General features: G+C 67.6%; 18 protein-coding genes and 3 pseudogenes. 13 read left to right on the forward strand and 8 right to left on the reverse strand.

The features are described 5' to 3' along the window. The first annotated feature begins 56 nt into the window (after positions 1–56). Positions 57–251 (forward strand): hypothetical protein, encoded by a 195-nt coding sequence (locus Q8A52_RS27885; protein WP_316756363.1) that lies wholly within the window; start codon positions 57–59, stop codon positions 249–251. A 45-nt stretch (positions 252–296) separates the two neighbouring features. Here the strand turns inward: Q8A52_RS27885 and Q8A52_RS27890 are convergent, their stop codons facing one another. Continuing rightward, positions 297–473, reverse strand: coding sequence for a hypothetical protein (locus tag Q8A52_RS27890; protein WP_316756364.1), 177 nt, complete (start codon positions 471–473; stop codon positions 297–299). Positions 474–916: 443 nt separating this feature from the next. Beyond that, positions 917–1,801, reverse strand: coding sequence for a hypothetical protein (locus Q8A52_RS27895; RefSeq protein ID WP_316756366.1), 885 nt, complete (start codon positions 1,799–1,801; stop codon positions 917–919). Positions 1,802–2,058: 257 nt separating this feature from the next. Between Q8A52_RS27895 and Q8A52_RS27900 the strand changes: the two genes are divergently transcribed. Continuing rightward, on the forward strand, positions 2,059–3,843 hold the full coding sequence (locus tag Q8A52_RS27900; protein ID WP_316756368.1) for a trypsin-like serine peptidase: 1,785 nt from the start codon (positions 2,059–2,061) through the stop codon (positions 3,841–3,843). 204 nt (positions 3,844–4,047) lie between these two features. Here the strand turns inward: Q8A52_RS27900 and Q8A52_RS27905 are convergent, their stop codons facing one another. The 3 genes and pseudogenes from Q8A52_RS27905 to rox all read right to left on the reverse strand — a co-directional run bounded on the left by Q8A52_RS27905 (position 4,048) and on the right by rox (position 6,468). Beyond that, on the reverse strand, positions 4,048–4,563 hold the full coding sequence (locus tag Q8A52_RS27905) for a hypothetical protein (RefSeq protein WP_316756370.1): 516 nt from the start codon (positions 4,561–4,563) through the stop codon (positions 4,048–4,050). Positions 4,564–4,639: 76 nt separating this feature from the next. Continuing rightward, positions 4,640–4,918, reverse strand: a pseudogene (locus Q8A52_RS27910) (cytochrome P450); the annotation flags it as partial. Positions 4,919–5,040: 122 nt separating this feature from the next. Then, positions 5,041–6,468 (reverse strand): rifampin monooxygenase, encoded by a 1,428-nt coding sequence (gene rox, locus Q8A52_RS27915; RefSeq protein ID WP_316756737.1) that lies wholly within the window; start codon positions 6,466–6,468, stop codon positions 5,041–5,043. 459 nt (positions 6,469–6,927) lie between these two features. On the opposite strand from rox, the gene Q8A52_RS27920 reads away from it, so the two are divergent. Further along, positions 6,928–7,080 (forward strand): hypothetical protein, encoded by a 153-nt coding sequence (locus Q8A52_RS27920; RefSeq protein WP_316756372.1) that lies wholly within the window; start codon positions 6,928–6,930, stop codon positions 7,078–7,080. 343 nt (positions 7,081–7,423) lie between these two features. Continuing rightward, positions 7,424–7,789: a hypothetical protein gene (locus Q8A52_RS27925; RefSeq protein WP_316756373.1), complete on the forward strand. Its 366-nt coding sequence runs from the start codon at positions 7,424–7,426 to the stop codon at positions 7,787–7,789. Positions 7,790–7,844: 55 nt separating this feature from the next. Here Q8A52_RS27925 and Q8A52_RS27930 read toward each other — a convergent pair whose 3' ends face one another. Next, complete coding sequence (locus Q8A52_RS27930) at positions 7,845–8,159, reverse strand: MarR family winged helix-turn-helix transcriptional regulator (RefSeq protein WP_316756738.1); 315 nt, start codon at positions 8,157–8,159, stop codon at positions 7,845–7,847. Here Q8A52_RS27930 and Q8A52_RS27935 point away from each other — a divergent pair. Next, positions 8,058–8,666 (forward strand): isochorismatase family protein, encoded by a 609-nt coding sequence (locus tag Q8A52_RS27935; RefSeq protein ID WP_316756375.1) that lies wholly within the window; start codon positions 8,058–8,060, stop codon positions 8,664–8,666. The genes Q8A52_RS27930 and Q8A52_RS27935 overlap by 102 nt on opposite strands. Positions 8,667–8,699: 33 nt before the next feature. Here Q8A52_RS27935 and Q8A52_RS27940 read toward each other — a convergent pair whose 3' ends face one another. Beyond that, positions 8,700–9,233 carry a DUF5990 family protein gene (locus Q8A52_RS27940; protein WP_316756377.1) on the reverse strand — a complete coding sequence of 178 codons (534 nt, stop codon included), beginning with the start codon at positions 9,231–9,233 and terminating at the stop codon, positions 8,700–8,702. A 51-nt stretch (positions 9,234–9,284) separates the two neighbouring features. Here Q8A52_RS27940 and Q8A52_RS27945 point away from each other — a divergent pair. The 8 genes and pseudogenes from Q8A52_RS27945 to Q8A52_RS27980 all read left to right on the forward strand — a co-directional run. Then, positions 9,285–9,713: pseudogene (locus tag Q8A52_RS27945) on the forward strand (VOC family protein); the annotation flags it as partial. Between the two features lie 431 nt (positions 9,714–10,144). Then, positions 10,145–10,314 (forward strand): annotated as a pseudogene (locus tag Q8A52_RS49445) (IS630 family transposase); the annotation flags it as partial. A gap of 28 nt (positions 10,315–10,342) precedes the next feature. Then, positions 10,343–10,540 (forward strand): hypothetical protein, encoded by a 198-nt coding sequence (locus Q8A52_RS27955; RefSeq protein ID WP_316756379.1) that lies wholly within the window; start codon positions 10,343–10,345, stop codon positions 10,538–10,540. A 217-nt stretch (positions 10,541–10,757) separates the two neighbouring features. After that, the gene (locus Q8A52_RS27960) at positions 10,758–11,558 is read left to right on the forward strand and encodes a DeoR/GlpR family DNA-binding transcription regulator (RefSeq protein ID WP_408649264.1); all 801 of its coding nucleotides are present in this window, start codon (positions 10,758–10,760) and stop codon (positions 11,556–11,558) included. Between the two features lie 122 nt (positions 11,559–11,680). Continuing rightward, entirely contained in the window at positions 11,681–13,048 is a 1,368-nt protein-coding gene (locus tag Q8A52_RS27965; RefSeq protein ID WP_316756381.1) for an ABC transporter substrate-binding protein, read from the forward strand. 188 nt (positions 13,049–13,236) lie between these two features. Continuing rightward, positions 13,237–14,097 carry a carbohydrate ABC transporter permease gene (locus tag Q8A52_RS27970; RefSeq protein WP_316756383.1) on the forward strand — a complete coding sequence of 287 codons (861 nt, stop codon included), beginning with the start codon at positions 13,237–13,239 and terminating at the stop codon, positions 14,095–14,097. Continuing rightward, complete coding sequence (locus Q8A52_RS27975; protein WP_316756385.1) at positions 14,094–14,969, forward strand: carbohydrate ABC transporter permease; 876 nt, start codon at positions 14,094–14,096, stop codon at positions 14,967–14,969. Before Q8A52_RS27970 ends, Q8A52_RS27975 begins: the two co-directional genes overlap by 4 nt. Further along, positions 14,966–15,967, forward strand: a complete 1,002-nt coding sequence (locus Q8A52_RS27980) for a zinc-dependent alcohol dehydrogenase family protein (RefSeq protein WP_316756387.1) — start codon at positions 14,966–14,968, stop codon at positions 15,965–15,967. Before Q8A52_RS27975 ends, Q8A52_RS27980 begins: the two co-directional genes overlap by 4 nt. Positions 15,968–16,396: 429 nt before the next feature. Here Q8A52_RS27980 and Q8A52_RS27985 read toward each other — a convergent pair whose 3' ends face one another. Further along, the gene (locus tag Q8A52_RS27985) at positions 16,397–18,463 is read right to left on the reverse strand and encodes an alpha-L-fucosidase (protein ID WP_316756389.1); all 2,067 of its coding nucleotides are present in this window, start codon (positions 18,461–18,463) and stop codon (positions 16,397–16,399) included. Between the last annotated feature and the right edge of the window lie 233 nt (positions 18,464–18,696).

Here is an 18,696-nt window from a genome sequence, read left to right on the forward strand (position 1 = left end):
CCCGACTTTGGGGCAGGTGCCCGTAACCCCCGCTCAGATGGCCGGTTGAGTGGGGTATGGATGATCTACTGGCCAATGCCTGCGACCTGCCGGATCGCATGGAGCCCCGTCTGCCCTTGCTGACTGAGTCCGAGGCACACCAACTGGTCGAGGTGCTGCAGCATTTCGGCACGATGGATCATGACTGGGGCGCGCAGGCCCGGCACTTCGCGGCGGAACTCGCCGCCCGTGTTCCGTCGTATGACCTGTAGTTCTGCTCCGCGCCGAGGATCAGTCCGCGTGGGTCGAAGGTCACGTCAGAAGAGCGGGTCGTCCGAGCACCCCTCGGCATCGGCGGAGCCGCCGGCGGGTGTGATGTTCGTCGTCTGCTCCAAGGCCGTGGTGTCGGCGCCCCCGGAGGCAAGGGTGTCGATCGCTTGCTGCCGGTAGGGGGTGTTGCCGGCAGCAAGAGCCCGGACGTCATCGCGTAGCACCGCACTGTGATGGGCCAGCTCGGACGCGGCGAGTAGGGGAAGGAGGGCGGCCAGGGCAGCCGCCCGTATCTCATGTTCGTTGTCTGAGACGAATGGGTGAATCGCGTCGTAGAGAGCGGGCCGCAGAGCGCGGAACGCTTCGACGTCGGCTTGTCTGCCGCCAGGCTGCTCAGCGGCAGCGTCCGCAGCTGCGCCCCCCAGCCAGTCCAGCAGACCTGCGCGAAGAAAGAACCGGGGCTCCTCACCGAAGTGGGCAGCTTCCCAGGGGGTCTGGTCGGTGACCTTGGTGAGAGGCCGAGGGTCACCAAGCACCGCCGCGACGAAGGACGCTGCCGGGGCCGTGGCGCTGTAGAAGGTGTTCGAATGCGTAACGGCCTGGCAGAGGTCGCGGAGGGCAGCACCTGCTTGACAGCTCTCGAGGGACGCTGACCCTTGACGCAGTCTCAGGCAGAGTTCAGGCGGCGCGACCGCGCCCGTAGGAGCAGTGCCGCGCCCACCCCGGCGGCGAGGAGTACACCGCCAGCGATCCAGGCCACCACTGCGGTGCGGGACGTCCAGGAGGAGTGGGTCGCCGCCTGGGTGGCGCAGGCGCCCGCTCGTGCGGCGGAGGCGATCCGCAGCCGGGCCCATGGTTTGGCAGGGCCGTCCTGGTCGGCGTCGTGCCGGTAGACGACATAGAGGCCGGGCGCGGCGTCGCACTTGAGGGTGGTGGTGGCGGTCAGGACGGCTTTGGCGCCGCGCAGGACGGGCCGGTCGGTGAACGCGCGGGAGGTGAGGGAGATGTCCCCGTCCGCTCCCTCGTCGTCGTTGTCCGTGATCGTGATGCGGCTGCCGGCCCGGAAGGTCCGCACGTCCCACTCCGACATGGGCCAGGTGTCGTCCGGGGCCCAGCGTTCCTCCAGGCTGGGCGGGGGTGTCTTGCTCACCTTGGCGCGACAGGCGCGGCGCGCGGCCTCGTCGGCCGGTTCGACACGCACGCGCGCCCAGTGGAACGGATGCTCGTCCGGACCCACGTCTCCGGCACCCCTCAGCACGACCGGATACGTGCCCGGCCGGGCGTCGCAGGCGATGGTGACGGTGGCAGTCAGCAGCGGGTTCATCATGCGCAGCTTCCCTGCCGCTATGAACGCGGATGAGTGGACGGTGTCGCCGTACCCGGCGACCACGCCCCGCTTGACAATGGCCGTCAGTGTGTCGCCGGGCCGCACCGACCGGACACTTCCGAGCGGGAGCGACGACGCCGACGGGGAGGCCGAGGCCGGCCCGGCTGCCAGGAGTGGCAGCAGAAGCGGAAGCGCCGCCCATGCGGCCGTACGGAGTCGATCCATCGCCTCATCTGTCTGTAATTTAACGTTTGGTCAGGAATTGCCGGATAGGTATGCTGTCGATCTTCATGTAGAACTGCCATGCGATTCCTGGGAGTTCGACATCGCCTGCCGTTCGGCTTCCTCCAAGATGGAAAGACATCTCGTTGCGTTCCAGATACAGATGGATTCCGGCCCTCGCGCTCGGCCTGTGCGTGGGCATACTCGGCGCCGGCCCGGCGTCCGCCGCGCGCGGCACTCCAACGCCCTCGGCTTCCGCCGTGACGGCGGCGCCCGTCCCCGGACACCCGGTGCCGTCCACGAGCGCGGAGTCCGCCGAACCCACCGCGTCCGCCGCCCGCTCGCCCGGGCCAGGTCTCGGGGAGGAGGAGCGGTACTGGACGGCTGACCGCATGGACCGTGCGGTCCCGGTCGACGCCGCAGCGAAGGCCCCGGCCTCACAGACCCTGACCGGCGCGCACCGGCCGCCGCCGTCCGGCACGCCCGATCCCGAGCACTTCGGGGGCCACCCGATGGTGGGCACGTTCTTCTTCGACGGCAGGCCGCTGGGCGGCAAGAGCACGTACTGCACGGGCAGCGTCGTGCACACGGCCGCCAAGGACATCGTCCTGACCGCCGGGCACTGCGGCCGCGGCCTTGAACGCGCAACCCACCGCATCTTCGTGCCCCAGTACCGCAGCGGTAGGTCCGCCGCCGATCAGCGGCACGGCATCTTCCCGGTGTCGCGTCTGTACATCGACCCGCGATACGAGAAGAACACCAAAGCGCCCACCTCCGACCTCGACCTGGCCTTCGCGCAGGTCGGCTCCAACAGCCGGGGCAAGGTGGAGGCCGTCACGGGGGCTTTGACGTTCACGCCCACCACCAGCTACGCCCACAAGGTCACCGTCATCGGCTATCCCAGCTCCGACAGCGTCAATCCCAAGCATGAGACGGTTCGCTGTCCGGTCACCACCTCGCGGCTACCGGGATTCCGGCAGATGCGCATGACGTGCAAGGGCTTCTACGGAGGTGTCTCCGGCGGCCCGTGGATCGAGGACTACGACCCAGCCACCGGCACCGGCAAGGTCATCGGCAACACCGGTGGGTACAACGGCGGTGGCAACGACGCCAACGACGACTGGGTGACCTACGCGCCGATCTACGGCAAGGATGCCCAAGACCTGTTCAACGATGCCGCCGCCCATCGGGAGCCGGGTGACAAGCCGCCCTACCAGCCGGTGACGGACCCGTGGCTGCCCGGCACGGCGCCCACCTGGCAGCACGCCAAGCTGCTGGCCTCGGGCGACTTCCGGCAGACCGGCCACAGCGACATGATCGTGGTCTGGACCGACGGCGAGGTCTCGCTGTACCCCGGCAACGGAAACGGTGGCTACGGCACCGAACGGCAGCTGCTGGCCCACCACAGCACGTGGACCCATGCGGCCACCATGACCGCCGGTGACTTCACCGGCTCCAAGCAGTTCGACCTGCTGGTGCGCTGGTCCGACGGCGAGGTCACCCTCTACGGCGACGTCGGCTCCAAGGGCCTGAACCGGGCCGGCACCCAGATGATCAAACCCAACGGCACCTGGAAGAAAGCGGTCCAGCTCGCGTCGGGCCGCTTCGACGTCTCCCCAAACGTGAACGACCTGATCGTGCGGTGGGCGGACGGCAAACTGACCCTCCACACCAACGTCAGCGCCGGGAGCTTCGGCCAGGAGCGCAAGCTCAAGCCCGCCAACGACAGGTGGAAGGACGCCACACTCCTCACCAGCGGCGAGTTCTCCGGCAACCAGAAGTGGGACCTCCTGGTGCGCTGGACCGACGGCGAGCTCGACAACTACGTCGGCACCAGCACGTCGGGCCTCGGCGCCGGGCAGCGCATCCTGAAGCCCAACAAACGCTGGACCCGCGGCGCGGCCATGACGACGGGCAACTTCACCGGGAACGGCCGTACCGACGACCTTGTCGTCCGCTGGACCGACGGTGAGACCACCATGTACACCGATACGCTCGCCAACCGGCTGGGAACCGAGCACATGCTTGTCGCCCCGACTTCCTGACCTCATCGAAACCACGCGGCCACACCACTGGGCGGCCGTGCCGGGCGGGACCCGACCGGCCTGTGGTGTTGGCGTCACCACCGCCGTGACGGCGCCCACCGCCACTGCGGGGACGACCGTCACGGCGGGGACGACCGGCAGCGCGGCGGTCACCGCGGCTGCCGAGGCTGTGGGTGCTGTCCGTCCGCGCGGTGCACGAGGCGGTCAGCAGCCGCCGCAGTTGTAGTAGAGGACGTCCCAGTGGCTGCCCTCGTCGGCGTAGATGTTGCCGGAACCGGAGCGCCACTGCGGGGCGCCGTCGCCGCGCAGGCCGATGTAGGTGAAGTTGTTCTTGATGTAGTTCCCGACGCAGGTGTACTTGCTGTAGTCGAGCTTGTAGCCGTTCCAGTGCGAGTACGTGCCGGAGGCGTGACCGGTTTCCGTGCCGCCGGTGATGTTGAGGGCGCAGCCACTGGCGCGCTTGAGGGTCTGGGCGCCCTGGGCGGTGGCGAGGTTGAGCTGCTCGAAGGACGTACACGTCGAGTTGTTGCGGTCGGAGCAGTTGCCGGAGGACGACCACGTGATGCCGACCTGGCGGAACATCTGGGTGGCGGTGGCATGGCTGATCTTGGTGACGGCGAAGGCGTCGGTGGCGGTGCCGAGGACGGCGACGCCGGGGGCTACGACGAGGGTGAGTGCGGTCAGGGCGGCGCGGGTTTTCGTGATCCGGGTGGCCTTCATGGAAACCCTTCCTGCGGTTGGCCGTGCTTCCTCTGGAGCGGCTGTGCAGGCGGTGCAGGGAGATGGTGCCCGAGGTCTACGCGTGTCCGCCAGAGGGCGGTACGGGTTGTGGGGCGGCGGTGTCGACGGTCATTCCCGTAGGTGCCGTAGCGGCTGGTCCGGGGCGGCCGGGGGTGAAGGTGACGGGCAGGTGTTCGGGGCCCCGCAGGCTGCCGGGCCGCCAGCGGAGTTCGCCGGGTGGCACACCCAGCTCCAGACGGGGGAGACGGCGCAGGACGGTGGCGATGGCGACCTGTCCTTCCAGCCGGGCCAGCGGTGCCCCCAGGCAGTAGTGGATGCCGTGACCGAACGCGAGGTCGCCATGTCCGAGCTGGCCCAGCGCGCTCAGGATGCTTCAGCCAATCTGTACCTACCAGTCAATAAGTCGAATCCGGAAGGTTGCAACTGGCCGGCCGCCCGCGAGCCAAATGCGCGCGCTCAGTGGACGGCGGCGCCGAACCACTTGGGCAGCCGGCCGAGCAGATCCTGCTGATCCTCGCCGACCCACGCCACATGGCCGTCCGGTCGTAGCAGTACCGCGGGCGCGTCCAGCTCCTCGCTGACGTCGACGACGTGGTCGACGCGATCCGCCCAGCCCGCCACCGAGAGCCGACCGGTCTGGTCGAGCAGCAGTCCGCGGCCGCCGTGCATCAGCGCGTACAGGCGCCCTCGCTTCAGCTCCACGTCCCGCATCCGCCGACCGAGCAGTTCGTGGCCCTCGCCGAAGTCGTAGCGGACCCCGATCGCGGTGATCTTCTCGATCAGGTACCGGTTCACCTCCTCGAAGTCCATCAGTTCCGACACCAGTCGGCGCACTGCCCGGGAACCGGGCTCGGGGGACATCAGCTCCATCTGCGCTCGGGTGTTGGCCAGCACATCGGCAGCGACCGGGTGCCGTTCGGCGTGGTAGCTGTCCAGCAGCCCCTCCGGTGCCCAGCCGCCCACCTCGGCGGCCAGTTTCCAGCCGAGGTTGAACGCGTCCTGGATGCCGAGGTTGAGTCCCTGCCCGCCGGTCGGCGGGTGGATGTGCGCCGCGTCGCCGGCCAGCAGCACCCGGCCGACCCGGTAGCGCTCGGCCAGCCGGGTGGCGTCACCGAAGCGGGACAGCCAGCGCGGTGAGTGCACCCCGAAGTCGGTGCCGGCGAACACCCGCAGCTGTTGCTTGAACTCCTCGAGGGTCGGCGGGACCGAGCGGTCCTCGGCCAGTCCGTCGGCGGGTACGACGACGCGGTACACCCCCTCCCCGAAGGGCCCGAGACCGAACCGCTTGTGAGTCTCGCGGACCTCGGTCACCACGGCGGCAACCTCCTCCGGCGGTACGGACACCTCCATCTCGCCCAGCAGCGTCTCGACCTTGGTCGGCTCGCCGGGGAAGCCGACGCCGAGCAGCTTGCGCACCGTGCTGCGGCCGCCGTCGCAGCCGACGAGGTAGCGCGAGCGCAGCTCCGTGCCGTCGGCCAGCTCCACGGTCACCCCGAACTCGTCCTGGCTCAGCCCGACCAGCTCGCAGCCGCGCCGGATCTCGGCACCGACATCGACGGCGTGCTCGGCCAGCAGACGATCGGTGACGGTCTGCGGGATGCCGAGGACATAGCCATGCATGGTGTCCAGCCGTTCGGGCGCGGGCTTGGCGATTGCGGCGAAGAAACCGCCGACCCCGTACTGCTTGCCGTGCGCGAGGAACCGCTCCAGCAGACCGCGCTGGTCCATCACCTCGATGCTGCGCACGTGCAGGCCCAGCGCCCGGACATACGGGGCCGGCTCTGCCTCCTTCTCCAGCACGAGCACGTTCACGCCGTGCAGCCGCAACTCGCCGGCCAGCATCAAGCCGGTCGGTCCGCCACCGGCAACGATCACATCGATCATCAAGTCCCCCATTCGACAAGGCTGCATTTCGGCCGGCTGCCCCGCGCTGTGCGGCGGCGCACACACCCGCACCGCCGCGCCACGTGCCCGCAAGCGCATCGCGAGTCCCTGATTTCCGCAGGCTCCGGCTTCGGCCGGGAGATTCTGCAGCACGACCGGGGCCTTGCCGCAAGGCCCCCTGTGCGCTATACGTTGAGAAGGGCAAGGAGTGGGAACTCCTTGCCTTTGCCTTTTGCCGAACACACCTGGGGTTCGTCCCTGGTTGGAAGCGTCCGTGGGCCTGTCCGGGATCCGTTTGCCCTCCCGATGACGGGCCTTCAGGCAGACGCTGGGCCGTCCGCCGTCGCGGTGCCTCGTCGTCGGGGACATCCGGGGATGCGAAGTGGAACGGCACGCCGAGGTGGTGGGCCAAGGCCCGTCCTGCTCTGTCGCAGCGGCCCCCGGTGGGGGCCTGCCGGCGTGGTGGTAGACGGTCGCCAGCTGGCCTTCCCCGGGCGGGTTCTCCAGGACCGCGACCAGGAGTACGAACCAGTTGTGGACGGTGTCGCCGTCCCAGAGAGCCTCGACCGCGGCCACCCCGCCAGGGTGGGCGGCAGCACGGGTGGCGAGTGAGGTGACGTCGAGAGCATCCGGCTGCGTATGCCTCACGCGATCACCGAGGACCTCGTAGCGCGTGCACCACCTGTTCTACTGGACCACCGGCGATTCCGTGAAGCGCGTCATGGGGTCGAACCCCGTACCTCAGCAGGGTTTTCCACGGTGTGAGAGTCCCTCGGCCGTTGGCGGTGGCCAGGAGGGTGCGAACGTGGCCTGCTGCATTGGCATTACCGACGTCACCGGGTCGGGGGATTGTGCCGACGGCCACCGGGCCAGGCATCCCGGATAAGTGTGATCATCGCCTTAAGGTGACGTAGCGACTCCCCACCGTCACCACGGCTGGCAGGAGGACCAATCGATGAATCCCACTCTGAAGCGCCTGCTCGGCGCCGCTGCGGCGGTGACCATGGGCGCGGCGGCCCTGCTCGGCACCGGCGCCGGCACCGCCAACGCCACCGGCAGGGCGCACTGCGACCGTGCCGAACGGGACATGTGGAGCGAGGGGCCCGGCACAGACGTGATCGGGCACGACTGCAACATCCCGAACAATAAGCGCCGCTGGTACACCATCGAGGTCGACACCCTGGTGGAGACCTACTACAAGTCGGAGCACCTGGACGAAGGCGTTGCCCGGACCGAGACCCTGCACGACAGCACCGTCAGGTGCATGGGCTACGTCTCCAGCAACGACACGGTGCGCTGGTTCGGCTGTCCGCCCTCCTGACACACCCACCGGGGGCTTCCCGCGCCGACGCCCCTGCGCTACGGCAACTCAGCCGTCAGCAGCGGCTGTTGTGGTGTCCTTGCGTTGGAGTTCGGCCACGCGGTGGAGAGCGGTCTTGAAGGTGGCGTATTCCTGTTTGCCCAGTGTCTTCGCGTGTCGCTCCTCGATCGTGCCGCATGATGGCGGCGGTCTCCATCTGGAGCAGGCCGCGCTCGGTGGGACAGATCAGTTTGGCGCGGCGGTCTGCGGGATCGGGTTTGCGTGCGACGTGGCCCAGGCGCTCGAGGTCGTCGATGAGGGAGCCGATGACCTGTTTGTGCTGTCCGGAGGCGCGGGCGAGCTCGCTGGCCCGGATGCCGTCGGGGCGCAGGTAGGCGAGGGCGGCGCCGGCGCGGGGCTGGACGTCGTCGAAGCCCTGCTCGGCGAGCGCGGTGAACAACTCGCGCTGAACGGAGAAGAGGACCCGGGCCGCGAGTACGCCGAGGTGCCCGCCGGGCAGAAGATCATCGACCGCAGTACGGTCAATGCCTGGCACGACGACCGGGTCCGCGAGGCCATCGAGGCCACCGGCCGGCGCAAACTGATCTTCGCCGGGGTGTCGCTCGAGGTGTGCGCGGCACTGCCCGCGATCTCCGCGACGGCCGCCGGATACGACGCATACGCGGCCGTGGACGCCTCCGGCACCTTCAGCCAGGCCAAGCGGGAGGCGGGCCTGCTGCGTATGCAGCAGGCGGGCGTCATCGTCAGCGACTACGCCACCCTCCTGGTCGAGGCCCTGGCCGACAACGCCCTCCCCGAGGCCGGCGCCCTCTACGCCGCCCTCGACATGCCATTCGCCGTCCTGGTCGGCCAGATCTCCGCGGCCCACCGGGCCTAGCGACCCATCGCCCGACGGCATGCCGACGGCAGTTCACCCAGGCGCAGAGTCATCCGCGGGTCTCCGCAAGGCCCTTCGGATCGACGGCCGGCTCCAGTCGGCTGATTCGGCGGTCCAGGAGATGGTCGGAGGTACGACTCGTGCGCACACGGGGCCGCCGCGTGCGTCGGTGAGGCCCAGGCGTCCATGCAGCATGCCGCTGCGTGCCGCGGCGTCGAGGACGTCGGTGGGGACGGCGTCGAGGAGGAGCTTGGCGCGCCGGAACATCGTGAAGGTGCCTGCCTCGTCGACCGTCCCCCACGACAGGTAGATGAACCGGCCGCCCGGGCGGCCCTGAACGTAGGGGCCTTTCACGCCGGTGCCGGTCGGCGACGCATGCGTGGTGCATTCCAGCGTCCAGGAGGCGGACGTGGCGTCGCCCGGTTGCGGGTCGAGGAGTGCGGTTCTGGGGTCGCGGCGTTGCACGGCGACGTGAATGTTGCGGTGGACGGTCACGCCGGCGTCGGCGGGCGCGCCGGGCGGGCAGGTGAGGCCGGGCAAGTCGACGGCGTCGATGCGGATGCGCATACCGGTCATCATCCTCGGTGTCGTGTGCGCCGTTCTACTGATCGACGCATGCTTCCGTTCACGGTCCTCGCCGACAGCGAGGGCAACGAGTTCTGCGTGCTGGAGCCTCGGGAGATCTACCGGGACACCGGGCCGATCGCCGCGGTGGTGGTCGACTGCGCGGATCCACGGGCCATGGCTCGGTTCTGGGACGAGGCGATGGACTGGACCCTGCACGAGGTGACCGACGATCATGCGGTGCTGCGCTCCGCCAAGGGTGTCGGCCCGTATCTCGAGTTCCTCCGCACGCCCGACGTGAAGCCCGTGCCGGACCGCATCCATCTTGACCTGCTGCCGTACCCCGGTGACGACAAAGCAGCGGAGGTGGCCCGGCTGCGGGCCCTCGGCGCCACCGACCTCGACGTCGGCCAGGGCGACGTCCCGTGGACGTGCCTGGCCGACCCGGAGGGCCACGAGTTCTGCGTCCTCGCCCCGTCCTGACGCGTAGCCTTGACGACACCCCGACACGTGAGCCTTGTGCGCACCAAGTCACACTGACGGCTGGTCGTCCGCTGCGCTATCACCGGAGGCATGCGGCATCCACAGGGGGGCGGGGCTGATCGCGAACCGAACGCAAGCAGTTTCGCGAGGGGTTACGGCTCCGGGCCGCGAAGCGGATGGCTCGAGGCGAGGCGAGCGCGCTGATCGCCAAGTACCTGCGGGTCAGGGTCCGGTCGGGCAGCGGTTGCGGCGGACATGGAACGAGGGCGGTCCGCGGGCGCCCCGGTCGCAGGGGTCGGCGTCGCTGCCGAGGTTCAGCCGGAAGCGGTTCACGCAACTGGAGGCGGACCTGGCCAAGGGGCAAGGCGGTGGGGCTCTGCGTGAAAGACGCGGCGGCGTGTGGAGCCTGGCTCGTCTTCGAGCACGAAGCCGACCTGCTGACCGCAGCCCACCAGCAGCTCGGCGGCCCGGGACTGGCTGACCATCTACTACCTGCCTGCCGCCCTACCCGCCAGATCTCGATCCGGTCGAAGAGATCTGGTCCCTCCTGCGACGCGGCTGGCTCTCCAACGTCGCCTTCAGTACCCCCGAACACCTAGTCCAGCGCTTCATCGGCTCATGCGCTCGACATGCACAGCCGGGTCCTCAGCCCAGAACTGACCGAACGGTCGACCTCCAGCGGCCTCGACCAGCTGCAACACATTCCCGGCGTGACCCTTCTGGGCGACGGAGCGGAACGGGCCGCCGCCACCGCAGCAGCCCTGAAGGCCGGGCTCTTCATCGGCATCGTCACCTGTACCGCGGTCGTTGACTACCTCCTCAGATGACCTGGACGAGCGTCGTCCGTCCCGCAGCTGTTGTGGATTCGGGCACCTCAGTCACCCGATTCGGTTAGCGGGAGACGGCGATCATGCTATTTGCAATGCGATGACCTGCAGGGATCCCGTCCGGCGTGCACACCCAAACGGGCAATATCCGCGAAGCAACGGGCGTCTCACCTGGTGAAGTACGGCGATATAAATCCATGGCCGAAACAGATGGGCAATGTTCGCCCGAACGGGAACACCAGGGAGGTGCTTGCGCGTGAAAGCCGAAGAGCGACAGCATCGGATCCTGGCTCTCGCCCGCCGGAGCGGAAGAGTGGAGGTCTCCGCCTTGGCCGCCGACTTCCGGGTGGCGCCGGAGACGATCCGCAGGGATCTGAACGAACTCGCACGGGGCGGTCTGGTCCGCAGGAGCCACGGTGGTGCCTACCCGGTGGAAAGCGCCGGTTTCGAGACCTCGCTGGCCCAGCGTGAGACTCACCATGTGGAGGACAAGCGCCGCATCGCCGCCGCTGCCGTGCACCTGTTCGGCGAGGCGGAGACGGTTTTCATCGACGAGGGCTACACCCATCGCCTCATCGCCGACCTGCTGCCCTCCGACCGGAATCTGACCGTGGTGACCGCCTCCCTGCCCACCGCCGCGGCGGTGGCGGAGGCCTCCCGGGCCACGGTGTTGCTGCTCGGCGGCAAGGTCCGCGGCCGCACCCTGGCCACCGTCGGATCATGGACCAACCAGATGCTGTCCAGCTTCGTCATCGACCTGGCGATCCTGGGAGCCAACGGCATTTCCCGCGATGCCGGCCTCACCACACCCGACCCGGTGGTGGCCGACGTCAAAGCCCAAGCGATCCGCAGTTCCCATCGCCGGATACTGCTCGGAATCCACACGAAATTCGGAGCGCAGAGCTTCTGCCGATTCGCCAAGATCGGCGACTTCGAAACCATCATCACCGACACCGGCCTGCCGGTTGCCGAAGCTCACCGCTACTCCTTGCACGGACCCAACGTCATCCGGGTCTGAGTTCCTGCCCGAGCCGCCAAGCCTGAGGTCTTTCCCTCGCAGGCTCCTTCAAGCACGCCGCCACTCCCGCGGCGCAAGACCGTTCCCAGCTCGCTGTTCTCTCCCCCAAGAAAGGTGCTCCCATGCACTACAGACCCACCAGGGCCAGACTGACGACGGCGGCCCTGACCGGCCTCACCTGTACCGCCTTGCTCGCCGGCTGCGCCGGTGCGGGAGGCAGTGGCGGGGGCGACGGTGACAAGACCGTGAACGTACTCATGGTCAACAACCCTCAGATGCTCGACCTCCAGAAGCTGACCAAGGACGAGTTCACCAAGAAGACCGGCATCAAGGTCAACTTCACCGTGCTGCCGGAGAACGAGGTGCGGGACAAGATCACGCAGGATGTCGCAACGCAGGCGGGCGGCTATGACGTGGTCACGGTCGGCGCCTATGAGGTTCCCCTGTGGGCCAAGAACGGCTGGCTGTCACCACTGGACAACACGGTCGCCAAGGACCCCTCCTTCAAGCAGGACGATGTCTTCTCGTCCATGACGGACGGGCTGCGCGGCGGGGACGGGAAGCTCTACGCCGAGCCCTTCTACGGCGAGTCCTCGTTCCTGATGTATCGCAAGGACATCTTCCAGGCCAAGCACCTGACCATGCCGGACCGCCCGACCTGGAAGCAGGTCGCCGACCTGGCCGCCAAGGCGGACGGCGCCGACAAGGGCATGAAGGGCATCTGCCTGCGCGGCAAGCCGGGTTGGGGTGAGCTCGGAGCCGCCCTGACCACCGTGGTCAACACCGAGGGCGGCACCTGGTTCACCAAGGACTGGAAGGCCCAGGTCAACGGCGAGGGCTTCACCAAGGCGACCGAGGACTATGTGGATCTCGTACGCAAGCACGGTGAGGCCGGCGCGCCGCAGGCCGGATTCGCCGAGTGCCTCAACGCCTTCACGCAGCAGAAGACCGCCATGTGGATGGACGCCACGTCGGCAGCCGGTCTGCTGGAAGACCCCGCCTCACCGGTCCGCGGCAAGGTCGGCTACGCGCAGGCGCCGGTGACCCAGACCAAGGCCTCCGGATGGCTGTGGACCTGGGCCCTTGCCCAGCCGAAGGCGGGCAAGCACCAGGACGCCGGCGCCCAGTTCGTCAAGTGGGCCGCGAGCCAGGACTACGAGAAGCTCGTCGGTGAGAAGCTCGGCTGGGCCAGGGTCCCGGCCGGCAAGCGGAAGTCGACCTACGACAACCCGAGCTATCAGAAGGCCGCGGCGCCCTTCTACCAGGCCACGTTGACCGCCATCAGCGAGGCCGACCCGAAGAACCCAGGGACACAGCCTCGCCCCACGGTCGGCGTGCAGTACGTGACCATTCCCGAGTTCCAGGATCTGGGCACCAAGGTCACCCAGGAAGTATCCGCCGCGATCGCCGGACGCCAGTCAGTGAAGCAGGCCCTCGACAAGGGTCAGAAGCTGGCCGAGCAGGTCGCCTCCAAGTACCAGAACAACTGACCGCATTCCCCTTGCCCCTTGTGCGGCCCCCTTCCCCCTCGCACAGGGGCAAGGGGGCCCCACGGAGCGGAGAGACACAAGTGAGTAGTGCCCTGATGCAGAAAGAAAGACGTCCCGCCGGGTCACATGCGGCTGCGGTATCCCGGCAACGGTCGGGCCGCGCAAGGGCGTGGGCCAGGCGCGCCCCGATGATGCCGGCGCTGGTGTACATGGTGATCGTCACCCAGCTGCCGTTCGCCGCCACACTGGTGATCTCCTTCATGAACTGGGACGCTCTGCGGCCCGAGGAACGCGGCTGGGCAGGGTTCACCAACTACAAACTGGTCTTCCGCGACCCGGACATGCGTGCCTCGGTGATCACTACGGTGTGGCTCACCGCCGGTGTGGTGCTGCTGAGTCTCCTGCTCGGCCTGGGGGTGGCGCTCCTGCTCGACCACAAGTTTCGCGGGCGTGGAGCGGTACGAACCATGATGATCGCCCCGTTCCTCGTCGTCCCCGTCGCGGCCGCTCTGCTGTGGAAACATGCGCTCTACAACCCCGAGTACGGCCTCCTCAACGGCGCCCTGACCTGGATCTGGTCGCTGTTCGGCTCGGACAGTCCGCCACAGCCCGACTGGATCAGCACCTCACCCCTGGCCGCCGTTGCCGTCTCCTTGATCTGGCAGTGGACCCCCTTCATGATGCTGATCCTGCTCGCCGGACTGCAGAGCCGCCCCCTGGAGATCATCGAAGCCGCCCGGGTGGACGGCGCCAACGCCTTCCAGATATTCCGCCATCTGACCCTGCCGCACCTGCGCCGGTACCTGGAACTGGCGGCACTGCTCGGGTCCATCTACATCGTGCAGAACTTCGACGCGGTCTTCACCATCACCTCGGGCGGGCTCGGTACCGCGAACCTTCCCTACACCATCTACCAGACCTTCTATCAGGCACATGACTACGGTCGTGCCTCCGCAGCCGGCGTCATCGTCGTTCTGGGCACCATCGTGGTCGCCACCTTCGCACTGCGCACGGTGTCGACGCTCCTGCGGGAGGAGAAGACTTCATGAGCACCACCCTTGCCCACCCCCGGTCCCGTCGGCACCGCGAACCCTTCCTCAGGCACCATTCCAAGGCTGTCATAGGACTGGCCGCGTGGGTCGTAGGCCTGCTCTTCTTCGCGCCGTTCGCCTGGATGGTCCTGACCTCCTTCCACAGTGAGACGGACGCCGCCACCAATCCGCCTTCCCTCGCCGCGCACTTGACCCTGCACGGGTATCGCGAGTTCTTCGGGGCCTCAACAGGGGCCAGCCCCTGGCCGGCTCTGATCAACTCCGCGACCGCAAGCGTGGTTTCGACGCTGCTGGTCCTCGCGCTGTCCATCCCCGCGGCCTACGCACTGTCGATCAAACCGGTGCGCAAGTGGTCCGACGTGATGTTCTTCTTCCTGTCCACCAAGATGCTTCCCGTAGTGGCCGGACTGCTCCCGGTCTACCTGGCGGCCCAGAACCTCGGGATGCTGGACAACATCTGGCTCCTGGTCCTCCTCTACACGACCATGAACCTGCCGATCGCCGTATGGATGATGCGGTCCTTCCTCGCGGAGATCCCCGTGGCGATCCTGGAGGCGGCCGCGATCGACGGTGCCGGCCTGCCGACCGTCTTCCGCAGGATCATCATTCCGATGGCCGCGCCCGGCATCGCCGCCACCTCACTGATCTGCTTCATCTTCAGCTGGAACGAGATGCTGTTCGCCCAGGTGCTCACCGGGGTCCAGGCTTCGACCGGGCCGGTCTTCCTGACCAGCTTCGTCACCAGTCAGGGCCTGTTCCTGGCCAAGGTCTGCGCCGCGGCCGTCGCTGTGTCCATCCCGGTTCTCATCGCCGGATTCGCCGCCCAGGACCGCCTGGTCCAGGGTCTGACCATGGGAGCCGTCAAATGAAGGCCGCACTCATCACCGAGCAGGGGACCATCGAGATGGTCACCGTGGAGGATCCCACGCCCGGTCCCCGAGAGGTCGTCGTGGCCGTGGCGGCCTGCGGCCTGTGCGGCACGGACCTGCACATCCTGCAAGGCGAATTCGCTCCCAAGCTGCCCATCATTCCCGGCCATGAGTTCGCCGGTGAGGTCGTCGCCATCGGCCGCGACGTCGCCGAACTGGCCGTGGGTGCACGTGTCGCCGTCGACCCCTCACTGAGCTGCAACGAGTGCTACTACTGTCGCCTCGGCAGGAACAACCTGTGCGAGCGCTGGGCGGCCATCGGCGTCACGACCGCAGGCGGTGCGGCGGAATACGCCGTGGCCCCGGTCGCCAACTGCGTCGTCCTGCCCGACCACGTATCCACCCAAGACGCTGCCCTGATCGAACCGCTGGCCTGCGCGATACGCGGGTACGACGTCCTGCGCAGCAATCTGGCCAATCATGTGCTCATCTACGGCTCGGGCACGATGGGCCTGATGATGTTGGAGCTGGCCAAGCGCACCGGCGCCGCCAGTGTCGACGTCATCGACATCAACCCCGCTCGTCTGGAAACCGCGCGGACGCTGGGCTGCAGCAACGCGGTGACGTCCGCAGACAAGATCGACAAGCCCCGCGGCTGGGATCTCGTCATCGACGCCACAGGGAACGAGAACGCGATCCAGGACGCCCTTGGCCGGGTGGGCAAGGGCGGCACCTATCTGCAGTTCGGTGTTTCCGACTACGCCGCCCGGGCGACGATCGAGCCCTACCGGATCTACAACCAGGAGATCACCATCACCGGATCGATGGCGGTACTGCACAGCTTCGAACGCGCCGCAGAGCTCTTCACCGCCGGCGTGCTGGACCCGGAAATCTTCATCAGCGACCGCCTGCCGCTCGCCTCCTACAGCGAAGCACTCAAGCGATTCCAGGCAGGCGAGGGCCGCAAGATACAGGTGCAGCCGGGCCTCGGCGTCTGATCACCCCAGTAGGGCAGAACAGGGGAAGCCGCCACGCCCACTCGCTCCACCGGGCGGTGGCGGCCTTCGCCCGCTCACTTCGGGCGCCTTTCGGCGATGTCTTTCGGTTCCTCAGGAGGACTCACCCCGTTCGCCGCGCGACCGGGCCGACGGCGGCCCGTACCAGCGGAACGGCCTTGCTGTGCACCACCGCACTCGTCCCCGGCCGGTGCCCCGGAAGCCGTGCGAACCCAGAAACCTCAATCGGCACGAGCCGTGAGCAAACCGCACAAGAAGCTCCCTCAGGGCAGGACCCATGACGCGCGCCATCTCCCTTCACAACGTCAGCAGGAGACACGGGTGCGCGGAGCGTGCCGTGTGACCATCTGGGCCGCAGGGTCTGCGCGGCGCCCGCCGACCAGCCAGGCCTGGACCCTGACCTGCCGGTGGTCAGCCGGTCGGATTGAAGGTCCACAGAAGGTTGTTGTGCTGCTGCCAGGTCCACTGTTTGGTCACGGACCCGGAGGTGACCGGTCCGCCGCCGTCGAGTACGAGTCCCGTGGTGCGATTGGCGATCGAGTACTGGCCGACGCCGCGGTTGGTGATTCTCCACTGTTGGTTCGGACCGCCGTTCCAAGCTGCTTGGCGAGCCGGGGCGCCGTCACTGGTCGCGCCCCAACCGTCGGCGACCATGCCATTGGTGCGGTTGACGAGCTTGTAGTGGCCGTTGCCGAGGTCGATCGCCTGCCAGTGGAGATTGGTGCTGTCGACCGGTGTCCACTGCTTGAGGTTCGAGCCGTCGGCGACGTTGCCACCGCTGTCCAGAGCCAGACAGTCCGTGACATTGATCAGGCGGAAGTACGTGACCGGATTGAACGACACCTTCACCGAGGAAATGGCGTCGTTGTTGCCGGTCGCGCGCAGATCGGGGGTGTCAGCGGTGAACGTCCAGGCGCTGCCGGTGAAGTTGTCGCCGGAGTAGCCCGTCACCTGGTAGCCGTGGGGTACCTGTATCGAGGAGATGACGCCAGGTCCTGTTCCCGCGGCCGACAGCTGGGCGGAGGTGTAGCTCCCCAGCGGCAGGGCGGCCCTGGCCCCGGCGTAGCCGACGTGCTGGAACACTGTCGCCGAGGTCTTGGGCGCCGGCATGCCGCTGACCTCGAGGCACACCACGGAGTCGTCGGTGTTCGGCGCGCTGGTCGGCACGGTGACGTTGACGTATCTGCCGCTGACGCTGTGACTGAGTGAGGTCGAGGGGGCGTTCATCAGGTAGACGCGGCTGACCGTGTTGTCGATCGCGGGTATCTGGAGGGTGCCGCTCGTGGGCCAGGTGAAGACGTGGGCGAAGAGCTTGCCGTTCTTCCTCGTGACCTTCCCCCAGACGGGCTCGGCGGCAAATGGACTGCCGCTTGTGCCATGAATGCTGTCGCTGTACGAAGACATCCAGGAGGCCAGGCCGCTGAGGATGGCCACGGATCCGTCGGTGACCGAACCATCACCCTTGGGGCCGATGTTCAGCAGCATGTTGCCGTCCCGGGAGACGGTCGTGACGAGTTCCTGGACGATGTCCTTGACGGACCGGTACGAGTTCTCCCTCGACTTGTCGTAGCCCCAGGCGCCGTTCATGGTGGAGCATCGCTCCCACGGCCGGTTCATCGGCACGTCGGGGACACCGAACTCCGCAACGGCGTAGTCGCCGAGACCGAGGTCGCGCTTGACCCGTTCGTTGACGACGAGGTCGGGCTTGCGTGCGGGATCGGTCAACCAGTTGTAGAGATCGATGCCGTCCGACTTCAGCCACCAGTCGTCCAGGGTGGGGCTGGACGGTTCGGCGAACCAGTCACCGTCGAACCACAGGAGTGCTGGGTCGTACCGGTCCAGCAGCTCCTGCAGGTGGGCCTTCATGTCGGCGATGTAGGCGGCGCGGGCGGCCTGCGAGGACATCGTGGTGAGACCGGAGTCGTGACGGTCGGTCTGGGACGGATGATTCCAGTCCATGATCGAGTAGTAGAGGCCGAACCTGATGTCACGCTTCTCGCACTCGGTCTTGAGTTCCTTGAGCAGATCGCTCTGAACCCCGTTGTAGTCGTGCAGGTTGTACAGCTTGGTGCCGGTGGTGTCGGTGAAGCCGGGGACGTCGGAGTCCCACATCGCGAAGCCTTCGTGATGCTTGGCGGTGATCACGAGGTACTTCATACCGGCCTTCTTGGCCAGTTCTGCGATGGTGGCGGCGTTGAACCCGGTGGGGTTGAAGGGTGCGGTGACCTGCGCCTGGTAGTTGCTCTTGCTCCAGCCGCTGTTGAACGCCCACTCGCCTCTGCCGAGGTAGGAGTAGGACCCGAAGTGGATGAACATCCCGAAGCGTGCCTGGTACCACCAGTCCAGCTTTGCGGGGACGGAATACGCCTCCGCGGTGGCGGGCCAGAGGGCCTGCGGCAGCCCGAAGGCCACGGCGCCACCTGCGAGTGTGGCGGCTTTGATGAGGGAGCGTCTGCTGAGGGGGCCAGAGGACGACATGGTGCGGCTCCTGGGGGGTGGCGGGGAGTGCAAGTCGGGAATGGTGCCTATGCGATGTCCGGCCTGTAGACGTGTCGGCGCATTCAGTCCTGGGACGCTGCACGACATCAGGAAGCATCGGATGTTTCTTTATATAGAGGGCTCGTTGATGCGTCCAGGGGTCCGGTGGCGCTGCGTTAGATTTCGGCTGCATTAGGCAAAATGGCCGGGGTTGCCGGTCCACCTTCGGTTGA

This window comes from Streptomyces herbicida (assembly GCF_032656585.1).
Taxonomy (GTDB): Bacteria; Actinomycetota; Actinomycetes; order Streptomycetales; family Streptomycetaceae; genus Streptomyces; species Streptomyces herbicida.